Annotated in this window: 15 protein-coding genes; 10 read left to right on the top strand and 5 right to left on the bottom strand. The window is 62.6% G+C overall.

Annotation, left to right across the window (positions count from 1 at the left end; genetic code table 11):
* The first annotated feature begins 85 nt into the window (after nt 1–85).
* Entirely contained in the window at nt 86–1,645 is a 1,560-nt protein-coding gene (locus PJL15_RS13310) for a purine-cytosine permease family protein (RefSeq protein WP_281451616.1), read from the top strand.
* Nucleotides 1,642–2,589 (top strand): polysaccharide deacetylase family protein, encoded by a 948-nt coding sequence (locus PJL15_RS13305; RefSeq protein ID WP_281451615.1) that lies wholly within the window; start codon nt 1,642–1,644, stop codon nt 2,587–2,589. Before PJL15_RS13310 ends, PJL15_RS13305 begins: the two co-directional genes overlap by 4 nt.
* 76 nt (nt 2,590–2,665) lie before the next feature.
* Here the strand turns inward: PJL15_RS13305 and PJL15_RS13300 are convergent, their stop codons facing one another.
* The 3 genes from PJL15_RS13300 to PJL15_RS13290 all read right to left on the bottom strand — a co-directional run bounded on the left by PJL15_RS13300 (nt 2,666) and on the right by PJL15_RS13290 (nt 5,405).
* Nucleotides 2,666–3,175 (bottom strand): DUF456 domain-containing protein, encoded by a 510-nt coding sequence (locus PJL15_RS13300; RefSeq protein ID WP_281451614.1) that lies wholly within the window; start codon nt 3,173–3,175, stop codon nt 2,666–2,668.
* Between the two features lie 153 nt (nt 3,176–3,328).
* Nucleotides 3,329–4,519: an NAD(P)-dependent malic enzyme gene (locus tag PJL15_RS13295; RefSeq protein ID WP_281451613.1), complete on the bottom strand. Its 1,191-nt coding sequence runs from the start codon at nt 4,517–4,519 to the stop codon at nt 3,329–3,331.
* 277 nt (nt 4,520–4,796) lie between these two features.
* Entirely contained in the window at nt 4,797–5,405 is a 609-nt protein-coding gene (locus PJL15_RS13290; RefSeq protein ID WP_281451612.1) for a TetR/AcrR family transcriptional regulator, read from the bottom strand.
* 200 nt (nt 5,406–5,605) lie between these two features.
* On the opposite strand from PJL15_RS13290, the gene PJL15_RS13285 reads away from it, so the two are divergent.
* From PJL15_RS13285 to PJL15_RS13260, 6 genes are all read left to right on the top strand, one after another.
* Complete coding sequence (locus tag PJL15_RS13285; protein WP_281451611.1) at nt 5,606–6,733, top strand: FG-GAP repeat domain-containing protein; 1,128 nt, start codon at nt 5,606–5,608, stop codon at nt 6,731–6,733.
* A gap of 51 nt (nt 6,734–6,784) precedes the next feature.
* On the top strand, nt 6,785–7,927 hold the full coding sequence (locus tag PJL15_RS13280; protein ID WP_281451610.1) for an FG-GAP repeat domain-containing protein: 1,143 nt from the start codon (nt 6,785–6,787) through the stop codon (nt 7,925–7,927).
* Between the two features lie 157 nt (nt 7,928–8,084).
* Nucleotides 8,085–10,289 (top strand): FG-GAP-like repeat-containing protein, encoded by a 2,205-nt coding sequence (locus tag PJL15_RS13275; RefSeq protein ID WP_281451609.1) that lies wholly within the window; start codon nt 8,085–8,087, stop codon nt 10,287–10,289.
* A gap of 39 nt (nt 10,290–10,328) precedes the next feature.
* Complete coding sequence (locus tag PJL15_RS13270; protein WP_281451608.1) at nt 10,329–12,170, top strand: FG-GAP repeat domain-containing protein; 1,842 nt, start codon at nt 10,329–10,331, stop codon at nt 12,168–12,170.
* A 76-nt stretch (nt 12,171–12,246) separates the two neighbouring features.
* Nucleotides 12,247–13,446, top strand: coding sequence for an FG-GAP-like repeat-containing protein (locus tag PJL15_RS13265; RefSeq protein ID WP_281451607.1), 1,200 nt, complete (start codon nt 12,247–12,249; stop codon nt 13,444–13,446).
* A gap of 224 nt (nt 13,447–13,670) precedes the next feature.
* Nucleotides 13,671–14,768, top strand: coding sequence for an FG-GAP-like repeat-containing protein (locus PJL15_RS13260; RefSeq protein WP_281451606.1), 1,098 nt, complete (start codon nt 13,671–13,673; stop codon nt 14,766–14,768).
* A 5-nt stretch (nt 14,769–14,773) separates the two neighbouring features.
* Here the strand turns inward: PJL15_RS13260 and PJL15_RS13255 are convergent, their stop codons facing one another.
* Nucleotides 14,774–16,075: an MFS transporter gene (locus PJL15_RS13255; RefSeq protein ID WP_281451605.1), complete on the bottom strand. Its 1,302-nt coding sequence runs from the start codon at nt 16,073–16,075 to the stop codon at nt 14,774–14,776.
* Between the two features lie 157 nt (nt 16,076–16,232).
* Here PJL15_RS13255 and rraA point away from each other — a divergent pair, with 157 nt between their 5' ends.
* Nucleotides 16,233–16,706 carry a ribonuclease E activity regulator RraA gene (gene rraA, locus PJL15_RS13250; RefSeq protein ID WP_281451604.1) on the top strand — a complete coding sequence of 158 codons (474 nt, stop codon included), beginning with the start codon at nt 16,233–16,235 and terminating at the stop codon, nt 16,704–16,706.
* Nucleotides 16,707–16,837: 131 nt separating this feature from the next.
* Nucleotides 16,838–18,490 carry an MDR family MFS transporter gene (locus tag PJL15_RS13245; RefSeq protein ID WP_281451603.1) on the top strand — a complete coding sequence of 551 codons (1,653 nt, stop codon included), beginning with the start codon at nt 16,838–16,840 and terminating at the stop codon, nt 18,488–18,490.
* An 80-nt stretch (nt 18,491–18,570) separates the two neighbouring features.
* On the opposite strand, the gene PJL15_RS13240 is transcribed toward PJL15_RS13245, so the two are convergent.
* Nucleotides 18,571–20,019, bottom strand: coding sequence for an aromatic amino acid lyase (locus tag PJL15_RS13240; protein WP_281451602.1), 1,449 nt, complete (start codon nt 20,017–20,019; stop codon nt 18,571–18,573).
* Nucleotides 20,020–20,102 lie beyond the last annotated feature (83 nt).

Here is a 20,102-nt window from a genome sequence, read left to right as displayed (position 1 = left end):
CTTCCTTTAGACACATCGTATCTTGTTGCTGTGATCTGACCCACATACGCTGGAGGAGTCCCTTTCACACACGGAGGCTCTCCCCATGCAAGACAACCTCTCCCCCGCGTCTTCCAGCCCAACACAGCCAGGCTCAACGCAGGCAGGCCGAGCGCAGTCAGGACCGGCAACGGCGCCGGGCCATGACAGCGAAGCCTGGCTCCAGCCGATCCCCGAATCAGACCGCACCCGCAAAGTTTCCGGACAATTCTGGATCTGGGCCGGCGCCAACCTTGCCCCCATCAACTGGGTCCTGGGTGCGCTCGGCATCCACTTGGGCCTGGGCTTCGCAGATACCGTGATCGTCCTGGTCCTGGGAAACCTGATCGGCATGCTCCTCTTCGGCTGCTTCGTTCTACTCGGCCAAAAGACCGGGGCCACCGGCATGGTCCTGGCCCGGGCCGCCTTCGGCCGCCGCGGCAACTACCTTCCCGCCGCCATTCAAGCCCTCCTGGTGATCGGATGGTGCGCCGTCAACACGTGGATCATCCTGGACCTTGTCATGGCCCTGTTTGGAACACTGGGCTGGGTGGATCCCACCGCCCACAACTACGGCTGGAAGATCGGCGTCGCCACCACCATCATGGCCGCGCAGGTGGCCATCGCCTGGTTCGGTTACAAGGCCATCGCCGCGTTCGAAAAGTGGACGGTTCCGCCCACCATCGTCATCCTCGCCGTCATGTCAGCCGTGGCCTGGTTCGGCATGAAGATCGATTGGGGCTATGCAGGCCCGGCCGGCAACATCCTCGAAGGTACCGAGCGGATCGCCGCAATGAGCGCCGTCATGACCGCCATCGGCATCGGCTGGGGCATCACCTGGTTCACCTACGCCGCAGACTACTCGCGCTTCGTCAGCACTTCCGTTCCCAAGCGCAAGGTCTACCTGGCGTCGGTCCTTGGCCAGTTCATCCCCGTTGTCTGGCTGGGTGTCCTCGGAGCCAGCCTTGCCACGAACAGCGGGGAAATCGATCCCGGAAAGCTGATCGTGCAAAACTTCGGCGTCATGGCCTTGCCGGTACTGCTCATGGTGCTTCACGGCCCCATCGCCACGAACATCCTCAACATCTACACCTTCTCCGTGGCCACGCAGGCCCTGGATATCAAAATCAGCCGCCGCAAGCTCAACCTGTTCGTCGGCGTCTTCTCGCTGATCGCCGTCGTGTTCTTCATCTTCCAGGAAGACTTCGCCGCGGTACTCGATGCCTGGCTGATCGGCCTGGTCGCCTGGGTAGCTGCCTGGGGCGGCGTCATGCTGGTCCATTACTTCTGGCTCGAAAAGCGCTGGCCGGCCAAGGTCGACCGCCTCTTCGACGGCGTCGGCACGCATCGGCTGCCAGTGATCAATTGGGCAGGCATCGTCTCGCTGCTGGCCGGTATCTTCTCCACCTGGCTGTTCATGTACGGCCTGGTTCCGGCCATGCAAGGACCGGTTGCTGTTGCGTTGGGCGGCTGGGACCTCTCGTGGCTGGCCGGCGGACTCACCAGCGCCATCGTCTACGCAATCCTTGGCCCACGGGCGCACAAGAAATACATCCTCGCCGACTCAAACCACGTATCAGTCACACAGCCGGCACCCGCACCGGCTGTTGAAAGGACCACAGCATGAACCAGCCCGCTTTCGCTGATTCGCTCCACCCCGTCACGTGGCCCGAGGGTTACCAGGCAGCAGCGTCGTTCACCTTCGACGTCGACGCCGAGTCCTGCACCATCGCCCATGACCCTTCCAGCGCCCGGCGCATGTCCCTCATGAGCCACCAGTCCTACGGCCCGAAAATCGCCGTTCCCCGACTGCTGCAGATCCTGGACCGCCAGGACATCAAGGGCACCTTCTTCATCCCGGGTTTCACGGCGGAGAGCTACCCGGACGTCGTGCGCAGGATCGCTGATGGCGGCCACGAGATCGCCCATCACGGCTACCTCCACGAGCCCATGCAAGGGATCGACGCTGCCACCGAAGCCAGCTACCTGGACCGCGGGCTGGAGGCACTGGCCAACGTCGCCGGCGTCCGCCCCGTGGGCTACCGCGCACCGTGGTGGGAATTGAACTGGCAGTCACCGGCGCTCCTCGCGGACCGCGGCTTCCTTTACGATTCAAGCCTGCTCGACGGCGACGCCCCCTACCGGATGGCAGTAGCCGAGGGTGACTCCCGGGACATCGTGGAGATACCCGTGGATTGGGCCCTGGATGATTGGGAGCAGTACGCGTTCTACCCCGGAGTCACGGGCAGTGGAGTGATCGAGAGTCCTGCCAAGGCCTTGGAAATGTGGACCCTCGAAGCCCAGGCACACCGCTCCCAGGGCAGTTGCTTCGTCCTGACCAACCACCCGTTCATCTCCGGCCGACCGTCCCGGGCAGTGGCCCTGGAGCAACTGATCGAAAGGGTGAAGGATCTGGACGGCATGTGGGTCACTACGCTGGCCGCAATCGCGCAGCACACCAAGGACACCGTGCAGGAAATTCATACTCACGCGCGGATCGATGTCCCGCTGTTCCCAGGGGCCGGCGCAACCTTCCGCCCGGCGCAGGTCAAGATTCCCACCCTCCGGTAATTCTTCCGCCGGGATGGCATGTGATGACAACTCTGTATCGCAGGGTTGTCATCACATGCCATCCCGGCGGGGGTGTTTAAGGGCCTCCGTACACCGCTTCTGTCCATACACCGATGATCCAGGTGCTCGCGGCGGCGCAGGCCAAGGCAAACTCCACCAGCATCCCTATGCCGGTCGCTTTCAGTGCAGCCCCGCTGGACCGCAGCGCAGCCTGGAAGTTCCGCGTGCGCTGGACTTCGCTGAGGAGGAGCCCCAGCGCGAACCCCACAAATAGACCCACCACGGGGATAAAGAACATGCCCACCACGCCTAGGACCACACCAATCAGCACCGATCTGTTGGGGATCCCATGCTGCTTCATTTTGCGCCCCGTCAACACGGCGCTGGCCGCCATTCCCGAGACCACAAACACCATGCCCACAGCAAAGATCACCCAGCCCATGCCACCGGCACCGCCCCAGATGGCCCAGGCCAAAAGGCTCGCACCGATCAGGATGCTTCCCGGCAGCACAGGAATGATGGTCCCGACAACGCCAACCGCAATGGCCAGGCCGCACAGGATGGTCACGATGAGTTCGGCGTTCATGGCCCCAAGTCTATGCACAGCAACCCGGGGTCACTTACGGCCCGTTAGCACCCCCAACATGGGCCATAAGTGACCCCGGGTTGCTTAAAGAACGACGGCGACGCCTCCCCAGCTCGGGAGGCGTCGCCGTCGTCGGTCTTGTGCAGGTAGCCGCTACTCGGCGACTGCAGCCGCAACAGCGGCGGTGACTGCCGGTGCTACGCGGGCATCGAGCGGGCTCGGCACGATGTAGTCCGCGGAGAGGTCTTCGGCAGCCAGCTCAGCGATGGCGTTCGCTGCGGCGATCTTCATGGCGGGCGTGATGCGGCGGGCCTTGGCATCGAGTGCGCCGCGGAAGATGCCCGGGAAGGCCAGGACGTTGTTGATCTGGTTCGGGAAGTCGCTGCGGCCGGTGGCAACAACCGCCGCGTACTTCTGTGCAACCTCCGGCAGGACTTCGGGGTCCGGGTTGGACAGGGCGAACACGATCGACTGGTCGTTCATCAGCTTCAGGTGCTCTTCGTCCAGCTTGGAGGAGGAAACGCCGACGAACACATCAGCGCCCGCCAGGCCATCGCCCGGTCCACCGGTGACGCCGCGGGGGTTGGTGCGGTGGGCCATGCGGGCCTTGACGCTGGAGGGGTCGGCCACGAGGTCGGCGCGGTCGGAGTTGACCACACCCTTGGAGTCGAGCAGGATGACGTCCTCGATGCCGACGGCCAGGAGGATCTCGGCGATGGCGATGCCTGCGGCGCCGGCACCGGAGACAACAACCTTCAGGCCCTTGAGCTCGCGCTTGGTCACCTTGGCTGCGTTGGTCAGGGCCGCGAGAACCACGACGGCGGTGCCGTGCTGGTCATCGTGCATGACAGGGCAGTCGAGGGCTTCGATGAGGCGCTCTTCGAGTTCGAAGCAGCGGGGAGCGGAAATGTCCTCGAGGTTTACCGCGCCGAAGCTGGGGCGGAGACGGACCAGGGTCTCGATGATTTCATCAACGTCAGTGGTGTTGAGCACCAGGGGGATGGAGTCGAGGTCACCGAAGGACTTGAAGAGGGCTGACTTGCCCTCCATCACGGGGAGGGAGGCGCTGGGGCCGATGTTGCCCAGGCCCAGAACGGCGGTGCCATCGCTGACCACTACCACCAGGCGCTCGGCCCAGGTGTGGGTGCGGGCAAGCTTCGGGTCGGCATGGATTGCGCGGCTCACCTGGGCGACACCCGGGGTGTAGGCGATGGAGAGGTCACGCTTGTTGTTCAGCGGAACGGTGCTGGAAATCGTCAGCTTGCCGCCTTCGTGGGCTGCGAAGATCTCTTCTTCGGTCAGTACCAGGGCGTCGTTGTCAGTTGCAATTGTCTCGATGGACACGTCTTTGTCTCCTCAGGCTAGCCGTGGACCCACGGCATGGTTCGGGCAGGAACAGAACTGCTGTTGCGGACCAAGGGTGGCTGGTCCGGCATTGCTTCTGCAGATAGGGGGCTGCTAGCCGCTTCGGTAGTTCCAGCCTAGGGAGGCGTTGAGGGTACAAGATTCAATACCAAGAGAGACGATTCGAGAGTAAAACGTTCAACCAGCGCTGAATGTGAGTCAGGTCATAGGAAAAACCGCATTCTTTGGGCTGCGCGGTCTAGACCACCGCGTACCTCTATTCGCCGGTCATGAGCGAGCAGGCGCGCTTCAGATCCTTCTCGGCCTCGAAAAGTGACAGCCTCCGGCACCGGACAGCCTGGACCAAGCCGCTGACCAGATGCAGAAGAATCCTGGCCTTCACAGTGTCTTTGCCCGAATCCTTGCTCAACGAGCCGACCACTTCTTCGGAGAGGGCATCGATTTCACGCAGCAGCTGCGCCGTGTCGTCGTCCTTGCCTGCCGGGCGGATCAGGCAGTGCTCAACGCCGGGCTGCATCACCCGGAGATGGAAGATCTCCATCATCAGGCCTGCGAGCGCATGCCCCTTGCCCTCGCGCTGATGGACGCCCTCCCGCAGCTCCCGCAGCTGCTGCCTGTAAACGGCAAGCATCAGGTGGGCGGTGGAGGGAAAGTAGCGATACAAAGTGCCGAGCGGGACATCGGCGCGGGCAGCGACGTCGGAAAGGCTCAACGTGTCGAACTGCCGCTGGGCAAACCCGGAGGCAGTTTTCAGGATGCGCGCATAGCGAAGCTGCTGCCGCGGGGTTGTGGGCGCGGCAGCCATACGGGGCAGCCCCGTGGTCAGGTCAAGGGAGTACGGTTCCAGTGAGTTGGTTACGGGCATTTCCGGCGATCTCTTGGCAGGCTGACAAGGAGGTGGCCGGCCGGGGTGAAAGACCCGCGGCTGGCCGATCGCATCAATGATACGGGAGCTACATGACCGTTCCCTGAGAGTCCTCCGAGGCCCCGGTCGCTGCCGCTCCCGGAATTCGCGCCGCCCACGCATACACTTTCTTGCAGGTTTGAAACCCACAGGAGGAACGCATGGGAACTTTACGACGCCGGATGGCAGCAGTGCTGTTGGCCGCCACAGTGGCGGCCATGGCACTTAGCCCCTTGTCGGCGTCGGCAGCGCCCAACAACGGCCCCGATCCCGTACTCAACGGCCAAGCCTTCGTGGGCAAGCAACTGACGGCAGACATCGGCCCCTTCACGTTCTACGGCTGCGGTGGCGGCAAGGGCCCGGACTACTCGATCTACTGGACCCGGGACGGGTTCCTCGTGGCGGGAGAAACCGCGTCAAGCTACAACCTGCAAGCGGAAGACACCGGCTCGCGGATGGCCGTCCACGTCACTGCCAGCAAGACCGCGTGCGGCGGGGAATCCCTGCACAGTGCTGAAACCAGGCCCGTAGGCGCCGTGAACCGTTCCGCAGGATTCACTGGCCGCAGCTTCGAACTGCTGGCCCGGGCCAATGACGGCTCACTGCTCCTGTACGGCCGCAACGGCGCAGGATGGGACGCTTCCAGAACAGTGGGCTCCGGCTTCAACATCTTCAATGTGGTCTTCTCCCCGGGCGATTTCGACGGCGATGCCAAGAACGACATGATCGGGCGCGATTCCGCAGGGGGACTCTACCTCTACAGTGGCGACGGCGCCGGCGGCTGGAAACCAGCACGCGCCATCGGCAACGGATGGAATGTCTTTGACGCCATCGTCGGCCCCGGCGATTTCAACGGCGACGGCACCAACGACATCCTCGCCCGGGAACCCGGAGGCGCCCTCTACCTGTACCCGGGCAATGGTGCGGGAGGCTGGTTGCCGCGAACCGCCGTCGGAAGCGGTTGGAACGTCATGAGCGCACTGGTGACACCCGGCGACTTCAATGGCGACGGCAATGTGGACCTTTTGGCGCGGGACGGCAATGGGTACTTGTACATCTACACGGGCAACGGCGCCGGCGGATGGTCGCGATCCTGGATGATCGGCGTCGGATGGAATGCCCTCAAATACATCGGCGCCGCCGGTGACTTCAACGGCGATGGCTTCCCCGACATCTACGCCGTGGACCAGCAGGGCCGCCTGCTGACTTACTACAGCGACGGACAGGCACGTTGGAAGGGCTCCGAAGCAGTGGGCTCAGGCTTTGCGGGATTCACTGCGATCTTCTAGGTAAACCCGGACGCTGTACCATTAACAGCATAAAAGTCTGGGGAGGACACAATGTACGCTCCATCACGCCTGGGGTCTGGCGTGCGTCGAGCGGTTGCCGCAACAGTGGCTGCGATTTTCGCTGCCATGGTTTTGGGACCCGCACCCGCCATGGCCAACATGGACCCTGAACCGCCGGTCATCAGCGGCGCGCCCTTTGTCGGATCCACGCTCAGTGTCGATGTCGAACAGGGCTCCTTCAGCGGCTGCGGCGCTGCCGCCGGCCCCGACTGGAGCATTTACTGGACACGCGACGGAGTCTTGGTCTCCAGGCAGTGGCCAAACTACCTCGTGACACAGGAAGACCAGGGAGCAACAATTGCTGCGCACCTCGTGGCCAGCCAAAACGGGTGCGACCCCGTGGAAGTGTCCAGTGACGAAACCGCCCCGATCTCCGCCTCCAACCGCCCCAACGGTTTCACCGGCCGCGGCGCTTTCGAGTTGCTGGCACGACGCTCCGATGGCACCCTCCTGCTGTATCCCCGCACCAACAACGCCTGGGAACAACCCCGCACCATCGGCCCCGGCTGGAACGGCTTCACGACAGTAGTCTCACCCGGTGACTTCACCGGCAACGGCACCAACGATGTCCTTGCCAGGGACTCTTCCGGGAGGCTCTTCCTCTACGAAGGAACGGGCAACGGCACATTCCTTGCAGGGCGCCAGATCGGCACCGGCTGGGGCAGCTTCACCTCGATCGTTGCACCAGGCGATTTCAACGGGGACGGCCATAACGATGTCCTGGCCCGCGACGGATCAGGAAACCTCTACCTCTACCCCGGCAATGGCAATGGCGGATGGCTGAACCGCTCGCTGGTGGGCACGGGATGGAACACACTCAACCAGATCGTCACGCCGGGCGACTTCAACGGCGATGACAACGTCGACGTCCTGGCCCGCGACACCTCCGGAAACCTGCGGCTATACCCGGGCAACGGCAGCGGTGGCTGGAACGCCTCCGCCACCATCGGCTGGGGCTGGGGCAGCATGGCAAGCATCGGTGCTGCGGGCGACATAGACGGCAACGGGAACGCTGACATTTTCGCCGTGGATGGCTCCGGGCAACTACTTGCGTACTTTGGCGACGGCGACGGTGGCTGGAACGGTTCCGGCGCCATCGGCTGGGGCTGGAACGGGTTCAACGCCGTCTTCTAAACCGTTATCGGTTGCTCTTGGGACGTGACTTGTCTTCTGCGGGAAATTTTGTCAGGAAATTCCCAGCTTTGTGGTTCCTCCATGTAATCTCATCTCACTTACACCCGCCGGTTGTCTGTGGCCGGCTCTATTTGGGGGAACCATGGGGAGCACTCCTGTGCGATTTCTGACTGTGTCCAAGCCTGTCCGCGCGCTTTTGGTCGGGATGGTGATCGCCCTGGTTGCCCTCTCATTGGCTCCGGCCGCTCCCGCCCAAGCCGCAGCACCGGTCCTCTCGACTTTCGCCCGCACCTCGCCCGCGACCGTCGACGCCGGAGCTCCGGTCAGCTTCGCATTCACCGCTACCACCGCAGTCAAACGGGTTGAGGTCAGTCTCCGCAGTGCCGCCGGCACCCACACCCTCGCATGGACATCCTCCGCGGGGGCCACGAACGGCTCAGTCACCGGAATCGCGTCGGCTTCATCGTGGCCAAACGGATCCATCGAGGTCAGCTTTGTCCAAGTGATCACCACGGCCGGGGCATCCCAGGTGTACTACCGGGGCGGCAACGTCTACCCACCAGGCACGGGAGCATCCCCGTTCGGGGACCCCGCAGCACAGGATTTCACGATCAACAACCCGCTGCTGCCCTATTCAGCGTCTGTTCCGACGGCAATGACCCCCCTCACGGCCAGCTTTACTCCCGGTCAGAGCGCACAAGTGCAGGTGAAACTCTCGCAGGTGGCGCAGGAGGTCCGGCTCATCTATCGCGATGCGTCCGAGGTCACCACTCTTGAGCTCGCCTGGGCAGGCAACCCTGCCCCCGGTCCACTGACCGTAACCGCCTCGGGTGCTGTGACGGCAGCGCAGGCGTCGGGAAACTACACGCTTGACCGGGTCGTCATCTCCTACTTCGACGGCCTCGCCAAGGACACGTACCTCCGCGACGGCGCCCTCGAGCGCACGGCGCCCGTTCCGTTGGGATCCGCTGCACGGGCTGCCCTTTCCGAGGGCGACTTCGCTGTGGACAACCCCGCGAAAGTTCTTCAGAAACTCAGCTACTCGGTTGCTCCGCGCGTTCAGGGTGCGCTCGCACCGTATGTGGTACTTGGCATCAATCGTGGGTCGTGGCCCGCGGAGCCAACCTTCTCGGACTTCCAGTGGTACCGGAACGGGACACCGATCGACTACGCAAACATGGACTCATACCAGTCCAATATGACTTCCGACCCGGGCAATATGATCTGGGCGAAGATGACGGTCCGAGCTCCGGGGTACCTGCCGGTGGTTGCTTCGACAGACGTTGTCGGACCTATGCCGCGCCGTGTCTGGGTCAGCAACCTGCGCATCACAGGGGATGCCAGTGTGGGCGGCCGTCTTTGGCTTGACCACGGTCCGGCAGGGGTCGATCCGGAAGGCGGACAGCCGTCGTACACCTACGTGTGGAAGCGCAACGGCACCCCCATTCCGGGAGCGACCTCCAGGGATTACAAACTGACGACTGCCGACAAGGGAGTGATCATCACTGCGGGTGTGACGGCCCGATTCGATGCTGGATCGGCTGTCACCGAGGTTGTCGACCTCGTCGGCCCGGTGGCCGACAAGACCCGTGGCAAGGGATTCAATGCAGACGACACAGGGGACATTTTTGCCCGTGACGGCGCAGGGAACCTGTGGCTCTACCCAAGCAATGGGTCGGGCGGTTGGCTGCCGGCACAGCGGATCGGCCAAGGCTGGAATACCTTCAACTCATTGTTTTCACCCGGCGACTGGGATGGCGACGGAAACGTGGACGTCATGGCCCGGGACGGCTCGGGCAGGCTCTTCCTTTATCAGGGCAACGGGCAGGGCGGTTGGCTGCGCGCATACCAAATTGGCCAAGGCTGGGGCTCCATGAAGGACATCGTGGGCCCGGGCGACTTCAACAGCGACGGCACTGCAGACCTGATCACCCGCGATGCGTCCAATGTGCTGTGGGTTTATCCGGGCAACGGACGCGGAGGATTCCTCGCCCCCTACGTCCTCAGCCGTGGCTGGCAGGAGGGGGGCTGGCAAGAGTTCAATGCATTCGTTTCGCCCGATTCCCGCATCATTTTTGCACGCGACTCCCAAGGAAACCTGCGCATGTACAACGGTGCGGGCAACGGCTACTTCTACGACAACGCTTGGACGCCAAACGCGTTCAGCGCCTATGCGGGCTACGGCTGGGAAGGATTCAGCAGCATCGGCGCACCCGGCGACTTCGACAGTGACGGAGTGCCTGAGGTGTACGGAATACATCCCGACGGGCGGCTCACCATGTTCTACGGACTGGGCCACGTGGCCCTCAAGCGCCAGGCAACCATCGGTTGGGGCTGGGGCGGATTTACTTCGGTCTTCTAGGCCATGGCCGCAACGACACCACATGACACAGGGGACACCTTGACCACTACCCATGCAGCGGACATCGGGCCACGGCCCCTTCTGCTTCGCGCACTTTCCGCCCTGATAGGACTCGCACTGGCCGGTGCCGTCCTGGCCTGGGCACCTCTCACGGCAGCGGAACCAGCCTCCGCTGCGGATCAACAAGTTCCAACATTGACGGCGGTAACGCGTCTCTCTGCCGCTACGTCGGCCCCCGGCGGGACGGTACAGATCGAGTTCACCCTTGCCGAGCGGGCGCAACGCGTCGAGTTTAATTACAGGGACGGATCCCGGGTCACGGAACACAAGGTTGTGTGGACGGGAACACCGGCCCCGGGCCCTCTGACTGCCAGCGCAACACTAAACCTGCCTGCCGACGTGTTCAATGGGCCCCAGACACTGCAGAGCGTCTTCGTCACCTACGGCGAGGCTGACTGGCGGCGGGAAGTCGCTTACTACCGCGGCAGCAGCAATGGTTATCCACTCCCCGTCGCTTGGGAATCGCTGGACTTTGAGGTGAACAATCCCACCATGGTCCTCGCACCCAACTCCGCTGAGACGCCACCATCGCTCACCATTGGGGAATCCAAATATTCCTCGCCACGGTATGAAGTCCGCTACGGCACCTGGGCTGCACCGCCGTCGTACTTCAATTACGAGTGGCTCCGCGACGGTGTTCCAACGTCGGGGTTTAACGTCCCTCAGAGCGTGGCCGGAACGGGCTCGGGCCTGACCCTCAAGCTCACAGCGTTCGCGGCAGGCCACCTTCCGGAGACGGTCGAAACCAAGCCCTTCTACTTGGTCAGCGCTTCGACTCCGGTTATCTCGGGATACCTCGCGGTCCGAGGCGTGGTGAAAGCAGTATTTGACCCCGCCAGCATCAAGGGACTCCCTGCGGGAGCCAAACCGACGTTCAGCTATCAATGGCTCCTGAACAACTCTGAGCCGATTCCGGGAGCAACGGGCGCCACCTATTCCCCTAAGCCGTCCGACGCAGGGAAACCGCTCGGCGTCGCCGTCGTCATTCGCTACGCAGGCAGCATCGTTGGCCTGTTAACCAGCCCCGGTTATTCACCCGCGGTCAAATTCCAATCCCTGCTCCGCGATTTCGATGGCGATTCCAGGCCCGACGTCCTGACGAGGAAACCGAACGGCACCCTGACGCTCTTCTCCGGCGGCACATACGGCGCGTTTGACGGTGGCAGCAAGGACATCGGCTGGGGCTGGGGTGAGTTCACAGCGTTGCTCTCACCCGGTGACTTCGACGGGGACGGCAACATGGACGTCATGGCCCGGGACAAATCCGAACAGTTGTGGCTTTACCGCGGCAACGGAAAAGGTGGCTGGCTCGGCTCTTCCATCGTTGGCACAGGTTGGGGAGGTTTCGCCGAGATCATCCCCGCGAGCGACTTCAACGGTGACGGAACCAGCGATCTCCTGGCCCGGGATCCACAGGGCCGGCTCTTCCTGTACCCCGGTAACGGGCGAGGCGGATGGCTGCCGTCCTCCCAAGTGGGGCAAGGGTGGAGCGGCTTCAACAAAATCTTCAGCCCGGGCGACTTCAGTGGGGACGGCGTCTCGGACCTCCTTGCGCGCAGTACCGACGGCAAGCTCTACGCCTACTACCCCGACGGGAAGGGCGCTTGGAGCTCGTCAAGATTGCTGGCCGGAAACTATTCCTCCAGCCGTTATATGGGCGGCCTGGGTGGATTCAATACCTCGGACTCCTACAACTACTTCTTCGGCGTCACGGACCAAGGGGTGTTCCGAACGGAGCAGATGGGTTCTGAGCTGTACAGCTACTATCGCCAAACGCAAGAGCCCGGAAGCGGTTGGGGCTACCTGACGGCAGTCTTCTGATTCTTCAGCACTACTCACGCAGCACAACTCAACATCAAGGTCAGCCGGTAGTCAGTCCGGCTTGAATGGGGGAAATATGGAGAGCACTCCTTTGCGACGTGCCCGCTCTTGGCTGGGCGCGTTTGCCGCAGGCGTCCTGCTGATCGGGGGGCTCGCTGTCGCACCAACGGCTCAAGCCCTGCCAACGCTTGTGCCCGGACGCACTGTGTACATGGGCCAGCCGAAGCTGAATGGCGACCCCACCGTCGGGGGTGTCCTGAAGGCGGAGCTCGGCGGCTACGCCCCTTTCGTCGTTCCCGAGGGCGGAACGCCAAGCTTCAGCTATGCCTGGACACGTGACGGCCAGGTGATCCCCTGGGCGACAGCTTCCACGTACCGCGCCACCCAAACGGATATGGGCCACGTGATCGCTGTTTCAGTCACAGCGTCCTATGACTCCGAATCAAAGCTGACGCTGCAAGCGGATTATCCACTCCGAATTGCGGCCAAGCCGAGGGCACGAGGCTTCGACGGAGACGGAACGCTTGATCTCTTCGCCCGTGACAGCGCCGGAAGACTCCTCCTCTATCCCACCGATGGCCACGGCAACTGGCGTCCGGCCCAGGTGCTGGGTACAGGGTGGAACGTCTTCAATACACTCTTCTCACCCGGTGATTTCGACGGCGACGGCACGGTGGATGTTATCGGTCGTGACGGCGAAGGCAGGCTGTTCCTGTACCAAGGCAACGGCACCGGAGGCTGGAAGCAAGCGTTCCAGATCGGCCAAGGCTGGCAGGACTTCAGGACCGTTTCCGCCGCGGGAGACTTCAACGGCGATGGCACCAACGACATCATCGCTGTGGACCGTTGGTATCAAGCAATTCTCTACCCAGGAAACGGCCGCGGCGGTTGGCTCCAGCCGTACGGGGTGGACACCTACTGGATCAATCAGGATCCCGTCTTCAGCGTTGGACACTTCGGCGGTACCAACAAGCTTGGGGTCGTGGCCCGCGACATACACGGGAGCCTGACTCTCCATGAGACGAATCGCAACGGCTGGTTTGATGCACAGCCCACCGGGATTGGTTGGGGATTCAACGGCTTCCCCGTCGTTGGATCGGGTGGCGATTTCGATGGCGACAACAACATGGATATCTTCAGCGTCGACACCGCGGGCCGCCTGACCATGTACTACGGCAAGGGTGCGGAGTACATGACGAGTGGCCGCCCTGACATTCGCTGGTACGGGCAATCGGTGGTCGGCTGGGGTTGGGGAGGCTTCACCGCCGTCTTCTAAACGGCATGCGTAGCTTTGGCCTATGCTGCTCTAGTTACCTTCGCATCGGCCGATCCGGCCCTTCCTTTACGGGGAAAACCTTGAAAAGTCCTGCCTTTACGCGCTCGAAATCGCCTCACCGCCGTCCTCGGCTGTCCACTCTTGCTGCAGCGTCCGCCTTGGCATGCGGACTTCTGGCAACTGGCCTGCCAGCCCAAGCGGCAGAGCCAACCGTTGCCGCGCCCATGCGGTACGTCTATGTCTCCGGCACGCCCCAGCTCGTCGGCGACCCCACTGTTGGCGGCTTGCTCAAGGTGGACGTTTCGTACACGTATGCGCACGTCTCTCCAGAAGGCGGCATTCCGGCCATTTCATATTCGTGGACGCGGGACGGCGCAGTCATTCCAGGCGCAAGTGGCAACACCTACCGTGCAACATCCGCCGACTTGGGGCGGGTTCTAGCGGCGCACCTCACGGTCACTTACGACGCCGACTCGACGCTGACCGTTCAAGCGGCCAACCCGCTCCGCGTCGGGGCGGCCCCACGCGCCCGCGGATTCAACGGCGACGGTACCCTTGACATCTTCGCCCGTGATTCAGCAGGCCGCCTGTTGTTATACCCCACGGATGGACGCGGAAACTGGCAGGCACCCCAAGTCATTGGCTGGGGCTGGAACGGCTTCAACCTGCTCGTCTCACCGGGGGACTTCGACGGAGACGGCACAGTGGACGTCATGGCCCGTGATGGCCAAGGGCGGCTGTTCCTCTACCAGGGGAATGGTTCCGGCGGCTGGAAGAAAGCCTTGCAAATAGGGCAGGGTTGGCAAGGCTTCAGGGAGCTCAGTGCCGCGGGTGATTTCAACGGCGACGGCACCAACGACATTCTCGCCGTAGACAACGCGGGAAGTCTCTTCCTCTACCCCGGCGATGGACGCGGCGGTTGGCTGCAGCCCCGCTGGATCGGGCAGGGGTGGCAGGACATGGAATCTGCAGGTGCTGGCCACTTCTTCGACTACTCGAGCGTAGTTACTTTGTCCAAGACCTTCTGGGGCGACCTTCAGGCCCGGACATCGAATCGCAATGGCTACTTTGAAGAGTATGGGCTTCCTGGCAGTTACGCCGGAACCATTGGTCGCGGCTGGGATGCAGTCGCCCGGTTCGGCGTTGCCGGCGACTTCAATGGTGACGGCTATTCGGACGTTTATGGAATAGACAGCGCCGGACGCCTGACCATGTATCTGGGTGACCCCTCCGGCTTCAGCAGCTCCGGTATATACGGTTTCCGGTGGAAAGGCTCCCCAGTCGTCGGCTGGGGCTGGGGTGGCTTCACCGCGGTTTTCTAGGCCAGCTAGTCGACGCTCTTGATCTTCACCACGAACACGGCGCCCAAGAGCCCGATGGCCGCGGCGGCTATGTACAGCGAAACGTAGCCGCCCAACCGGTCAACGAACAGGTAAGCGATTGCAGGGGCGATCACTTGGGGCAGCGAGTTTGCGATGTTGATGACGCCCAGGTCCCGGCCACGGTCCAAAGCCGTTGGCAGGACCTGGGTGATGAGCGCGAAGTCCACCGCAAGGTAGGCTCCAAAGCCAATTCCGAGTACGGCCGCGCCGGCAAGTCCGCCAATCCACGTTGGGGCAAAGGCAAGAATCAAGGACGCCGCAGCGATGATGGCCGATGAGGCGATAACCAAGGGCTTCCGCTTGCCCATGCGGTCACTCAGCCGTCCACCCACAACACTGGTAATGATGACCATGACCGCATACAGTCCGGTCAGGACGAGCACGCCGAACTCGGGCTCAATGTTTTCAGTTTCCTTGAGGCGGACCACATCGCTGAGGAAGAAGAGCAGGTAGAGGGTCACCATGTGGTTGCCCGTACTGACCAGCAGCCTGGTCAGCCAGGCCCACGCGAAGTCGGGGTAGCGTTTCGGCGACACCCAGAAGCCCCCGAGGAACCGCCACAGGCTGAATGGGGGCCGCTCCTGCTGCGGCAGCGGCTGGTCATCGCTCTTGAACAGATAAAGCACGACGCCGGCAAGCAGCGCTGCGGCGCACACCCAGTATCCAGCGGCAAAGTCACCGGCCACGACGGCCGCGATCACGGCGCCAACGAGGATGCCCACCGTCTGTCCCATAGCGGCAAGGCCGCCGACAGTTCCGCGCTGCGGCACGGGAACCCTGTCCGGGACAGCGGCGGTGATGGCCGAGTACATCGCGTTGGCACCGGCCTGGACCAGGCACCAAAGAACAGTCATGACAGCGACGTTGGGCGCACCTGCCAAGGCAACAAGGGCAACAGCGCCGAGGATTGCTCCCATAAGCACCCAGGGAACCCGCCGGCCGAACCGGGACGTGGTTCGATCACTGAAGGCACCAAACAACGGGTTCGCGACCATGGAGACAGCGGCACCACAACCGGTGACCAGGACCAGGATGGCTTCCTTCTGGCCTTCGTCGAAGTGCGCTGCCTGCTGCCCCAGTAGAACTTGGAGGGGCCCGAAGAACGCCGCGTTAATACCGAGGTTGACCAGGATTACGCCCGTTACCCAGATCGGCCTAACGCGGTTCACGGGCTCGGCGAGTGCCGTGGTTCCGCCACGGACCACAGCTGGATCCGGTACCGGCCCCGGAAGGTCGGACAAGCTCATGGCAGGTTCCCCCTTATTTGGTGTGTGGAATCAGCCTAACGCGGAGGAGTGACTCTGAGCCGCCGTCGAGTCCTTTATCCACATAGCTCGAAATAAGCGCTGTGGGGAGTCGCGGGGACGCGTTACTGTGGCTTCAAACCCACGGAGGAGCAGCCTTATGACCCAGCAGATAAATACCGCCGATCTCTATGACGAGCGCGGGGAAGAACTGCAGTCCCTTGCCGTCCAGTTCCAGAACCTCGGGCGCCACACACACTTCAATGGCCCGGTCCGTCCCATCCGGTGCTTCGAGGACAACGCATTGGTGAAGTCTGTCCTGGGTACGCAGGGCGACGGTGCGGTCCTGGTCGTTGATGGCCAGGGTTCATTGAGGACTGCCCTCATGGGAGACATGATTGCGGAGAGTGCCGTTGAAAACGGCTGGGCCGGAGTGATCATCTACGGGGCCATCCGCGACCGCGAGGCCATCTCCCGGCTGCCCCTGGGAGTCAGAGCCCTGGGAAGCAACCCACGGAAGAGTTCCAAAACGGGATCGGGCGAGGTCGACATCGAACTCGTAATCGATGATGTCCGCATCAAGCCCGGAGTGATGATTTACAGCGATCCGGACGGCATCCTTCTGGAGCGCTGACGCTTCCTGCTGCCGACTTACGGGATCCGCCGAAGAAATATTCTCCCGGTGGGAATGATCGGGGCGTTAGGATAGTTACTGAAAGCAACTATCCTGCTTAATTCCACTTTTCTGCCATCTCTGGAGAAGATATGTCCAATTCCACGCCCGTTCGGGCCGCTGGTGAGGTCCTGACCCATCGTCAGACCCTCACCGTCATGGTGGGACTCATGCTCGGCATGTTCCTGTCTTCGCTGGACCAGACCATCGTGTCCACGTCCATCTACACCATCGCCAACGACCTCGATGGCCTGTCCCTTCAGGCGTGGGCCACCACGGCGTACCTCATCACATCCACGGTGAGCACCCCGCTGTACGGCAAGCTCAGCGATATCTTCGGTCGCCGCCCCTTGTACCTCACGGCCATTGTCATCTTCCTGGCCGGGTCACTTTATGCGGGTTCCGTTCACTCCATGACGGAGCTGGCCATTGCACGCGGCATCCAGGGCCTGGGCGCCGGTGGCCTCCTCGCACTGGCTCTGACCATCATCGGCGACATCGTGGCCTTGAAAGACCGGGCCAAGTACCAGGGCTACTTCATGTCCGTCTTCGGCATCTCGTCCGTTCTTGGCCCCGTGATTGGCGGTGCCTTCGCAGGTTCAGCCAACATTCTGGGCTTCGACGGCTGGCGCTGGGTCTTCTTCATCAACCTTCCGATTGGCCTCGCCGCGCTGGTGGTGGTGTTCATGTACCTGCACCTGCCAGTCAGGCACGTGAAGCAGAAGATCGACTACTGGGGTGCTGCCGCCATTACATTGGCCATTGTTCCGCTGCTTCTCGTGGCTGAACAGGGACGAACTTGGGGCTGGTCCTCCGCTGGATCGTGGCTTTGCTACGGCCTGGGCGTCATCGGAATCGTAGCCTTCCTGCTGGCTGAGAGGCGCGCAGGAGACTACGCACTGATTCCGTTGCGTCTCTTCAAGAACACCACGTTCGGCCTGTCATCGCTGCTGAACTTCATCATCGGTATCGGCATGTTCGGAGCCATCGCCATGCTGCCCATGTATCTGCAGCTGGTCAAGGGCCTGACGCCCACCGAGGCCGGCCTGATGATGATCACGTTCACCGTAGGCATTCTCTTCGGTTCCATCTCGGCCGGCCGCACGATCTCATCGTCCGGCGTCTACCGGATCTTCCCGATCCTTGGCACTGCTGTGCTCGCCGCTGCCGCAACGGTCATGGGACTGGTTCTGGGAGTCGACACCGGTCTGTGGGTTCCCGGCCTGATCGCCGTGTTCTTCGGCGTAGGACTCGGCTTCTGCATGCAGCCGCTGACCCTTGCCATGCAGGTATCCGTACCGCCCAAGGACATGGGCGTCGGCACCTCCACGGCTGCGTTCTTCCGTTCAATGGGCGGTGCCGTGGGAACAGCGGTGTTCATCTCGATGCTGTTCAGCACTGCAGCCGACAAGATCGCCGACGGCATGAAGACGGCAGCGTCCAGCCCGGACTACCAGGCCGTCCTAAGGGACCCTGCCGTGGCCTCGGACCCCGCGAACGCCAAGCTGTTCGACTTCTTCAAGAACGGTGCCAGCAACGATTCGCTGAACGACACCAGCTGGTTGCACTCGGCCAACAGCACGCTTACCCGACCGATCACAGAGGGTTTCGCCCAGGCCATTGATGTGGTCATGTTGACTGCAGCAGGTCTCATGATCATCGCGTTCCTGATCAGCTTCGCGCTGCCGAACAAGAAGCTCACGGATCCCAAGGCCGCAGCCAAGGATTCAGTTTCGGCGCACTAGCCCTCACAAATAGGAACCTAAGCGCGAAGTAAAGGCAGGCAGTCTTCGGACTGCCTGCCTTTACGTTTGAGCTTTCGCTTCTAATGCGTTGCCAGGACGATCCGGTTCGCTTGCTCCACATCGCCGCGCAGGTCCCGATCGGTGACGTCGGAGGGCAAGCCGTAGCCGGCGGTCATCATGCTGCGCAGCTTGTGGCTGGCAAACTCTTCAGCCCGCCGACCTTGGAGCCGCAGGGCCCGTGCGGCACAGACAAGTTCGACGCCGGTGACGGTCGCCAGTGCCCGCACCGTGGACTGCAGCTGGGCGGCCGCCAGGCTGGCGAAGCTGGCGTCCTCTTCAGCACCCAAGGACAACACCACGGTTTGCAAGCTTGCCGGCTGCGTGTTCGCACGGATCCGACCCACCGCGGCAGCAGCAACGTACTCCAGCATCATGACTCCAGACTGACCTGTTCCGTCCTCAGCCAGGAAGGGGTGCAGGCCTGTGTACTTTGGATCGCACAGCAGATCAATCCTGCGCAGATGCGTCGCACAGGCGGCACCGATCGCCAGTTGCAAGGCGTCAGCACGGCGCGCAAGGTTGGTCATCTGGAAAAGCCCATGGTGGGCAACGTCGTTCGAGCCATCGGACAACGAACCGTGAACCAGGGGATTTTCGTTTCCCGCTGTCACCAAGCGGCACAGCAGAGTACCCAAGGATTCCAGTTCCTCAATCTGGGAACCGAAAATCTGGGGCAGGGTCCGCAGGCAATAGGGATCCTGGATACGGGCGGGCTGCCCACTACCTTGCACCAGCTCATAAAAGGTGTTGGCAGCTTTAGCCACAGCGGGGGTGTCGGCGGCAGCAGCCACCGCCGGGCTTAACGCCTCCACGTTGCCGGACATCGCGACAAAGGACAGAGCCGCCACGGACTGCGCGTTGTCCAGGAGCCTCGAAAGTTCCTCATGAGCCAGGACCGCTTGTGCGATCGTCAAAGCGCTTGAGCTGATAAAAGGAAGAGCGTCAGCGGTGGCCCAGCTCTCCACGAACCGTCGCACCCCTCCCCCGCCCAAGGGCTCACGCTCGCCAAGCATCGTCAGCGCCGTTCCGGACAAGGCCTGGAGATCCGCCGTACCAATGCCGCCGAATTCCCGAATTTCAGGAACGACGTCCGAGTTGATCAGCTCAGCAAGAGCCACCGCAATGGCGGGATTGATGCCGGATGCACCAGCCGCCAGCTGCGAGAGCCTCACCACCAGCATCGCCCGAACGGTCCGCCGGTCCAGGGGCCTGCCTGAATCCACGGCGTGGCTCCGAAGCAGCTGAAGGCCATGGGTGTCATCACCGTCGTTTTTCGACAGAGTCACACCCCGGTTCGCCCCCACCCCCGTTGAACGTCCGTAAACCGGCCGGTTCAAGGACGTGGCAACAGCAGACTCCTGTGATGCTGCCAAGCGGGCCACGGCTTCGGGTGCCAAAACGACACCCTCGCCGTCGGCAACCGCCACGATGTCCGGCAATGCCAGATTCCGGCCGTCGATTTCGATCATGGGCCGATCCTTTCATTCGTCGTCGAAGTGATGCGCCTTAACGGCAATAGTGGTTGCCAGGGAAAGCCTGGCAACCACTACTG

This window comes from Paenarthrobacter nitroguajacolicus (assembly GCF_029952445.1).
In the GTDB taxonomy this organism is placed as follows: domain Bacteria; phylum Actinomycetota; class Actinomycetes; order Actinomycetales; family Micrococcaceae; genus Arthrobacter; species Arthrobacter nitroguajacolicus_B.
This window is presented reverse-complemented; position numbering and strand designations above follow the sequence as displayed.

Coding starts and splice junctions, on each gene's coding strand:
- PJL15_RS13310 (WP_281451616.1), top strand. CDS start 86: ATGCAAGACAACCTCTCCCCCGCGTCTTCCAGCCCAACACAGCCAGGC.
- PJL15_RS13305 (WP_281451615.1), top strand. CDS start 1,642: ATGAACCAGCCCGCTTTCGCTGATTCGCTCCACCCCGTCACGTGGCCC.
- PJL15_RS13300 (WP_281451614.1), bottom strand. CDS start 3,175: ATGAACGCCGAACTCATCGTGACCATCCTGTGCGGCCTGGCCATTGCG.
- PJL15_RS13290 (WP_281451612.1), bottom strand. CDS start 5,405: ATGCCCGTAACCAACTCACTGGAACCGTACTCCCTTGACCTGACCACG.
- PJL15_RS13285 (WP_281451611.1), top strand. CDS start 5,606: ATGGGAACTTTACGACGCCGGATGGCAGCAGTGCTGTTGGCCGCCACA.
- PJL15_RS13280 (WP_281451610.1), top strand. CDS start 6,785: ATGTACGCTCCATCACGCCTGGGGTCTGGCGTGCGTCGAGCGGTTGCC.
- PJL15_RS13265 (WP_281451607.1), top strand. CDS start 12,247: ATGGAGAGCACTCCTTTGCGACGTGCCCGCTCTTGGCTGGGCGCGTTT.
- PJL15_RS13260 (WP_281451606.1), top strand. CDS start 13,671: ATGCGGTACGTCTATGTCTCCGGCACGCCCCAGCTCGTCGGCGACCCC.
- PJL15_RS13255 (WP_281451605.1), bottom strand. CDS start 16,075: ATGAGCTTGTCCGACCTTCCGGGGCCGGTACCGGATCCAGCTGTGGTC.
- rraA (WP_281451604.1), top strand. CDS start 16,233: ATGACCCAGCAGATAAATACCGCCGATCTCTATGACGAGCGCGGGGAA.
- PJL15_RS13245 (WP_281451603.1), top strand. CDS start 16,838: ATGTCCAATTCCACGCCCGTTCGGGCCGCTGGTGAGGTCCTGACCCAT.
- PJL15_RS13240 (WP_281451602.1), bottom strand. CDS start 20,019: ATGATCGAAATCGACGGCCGGAATCTGGCATTGCCGGACATCGTGGCG.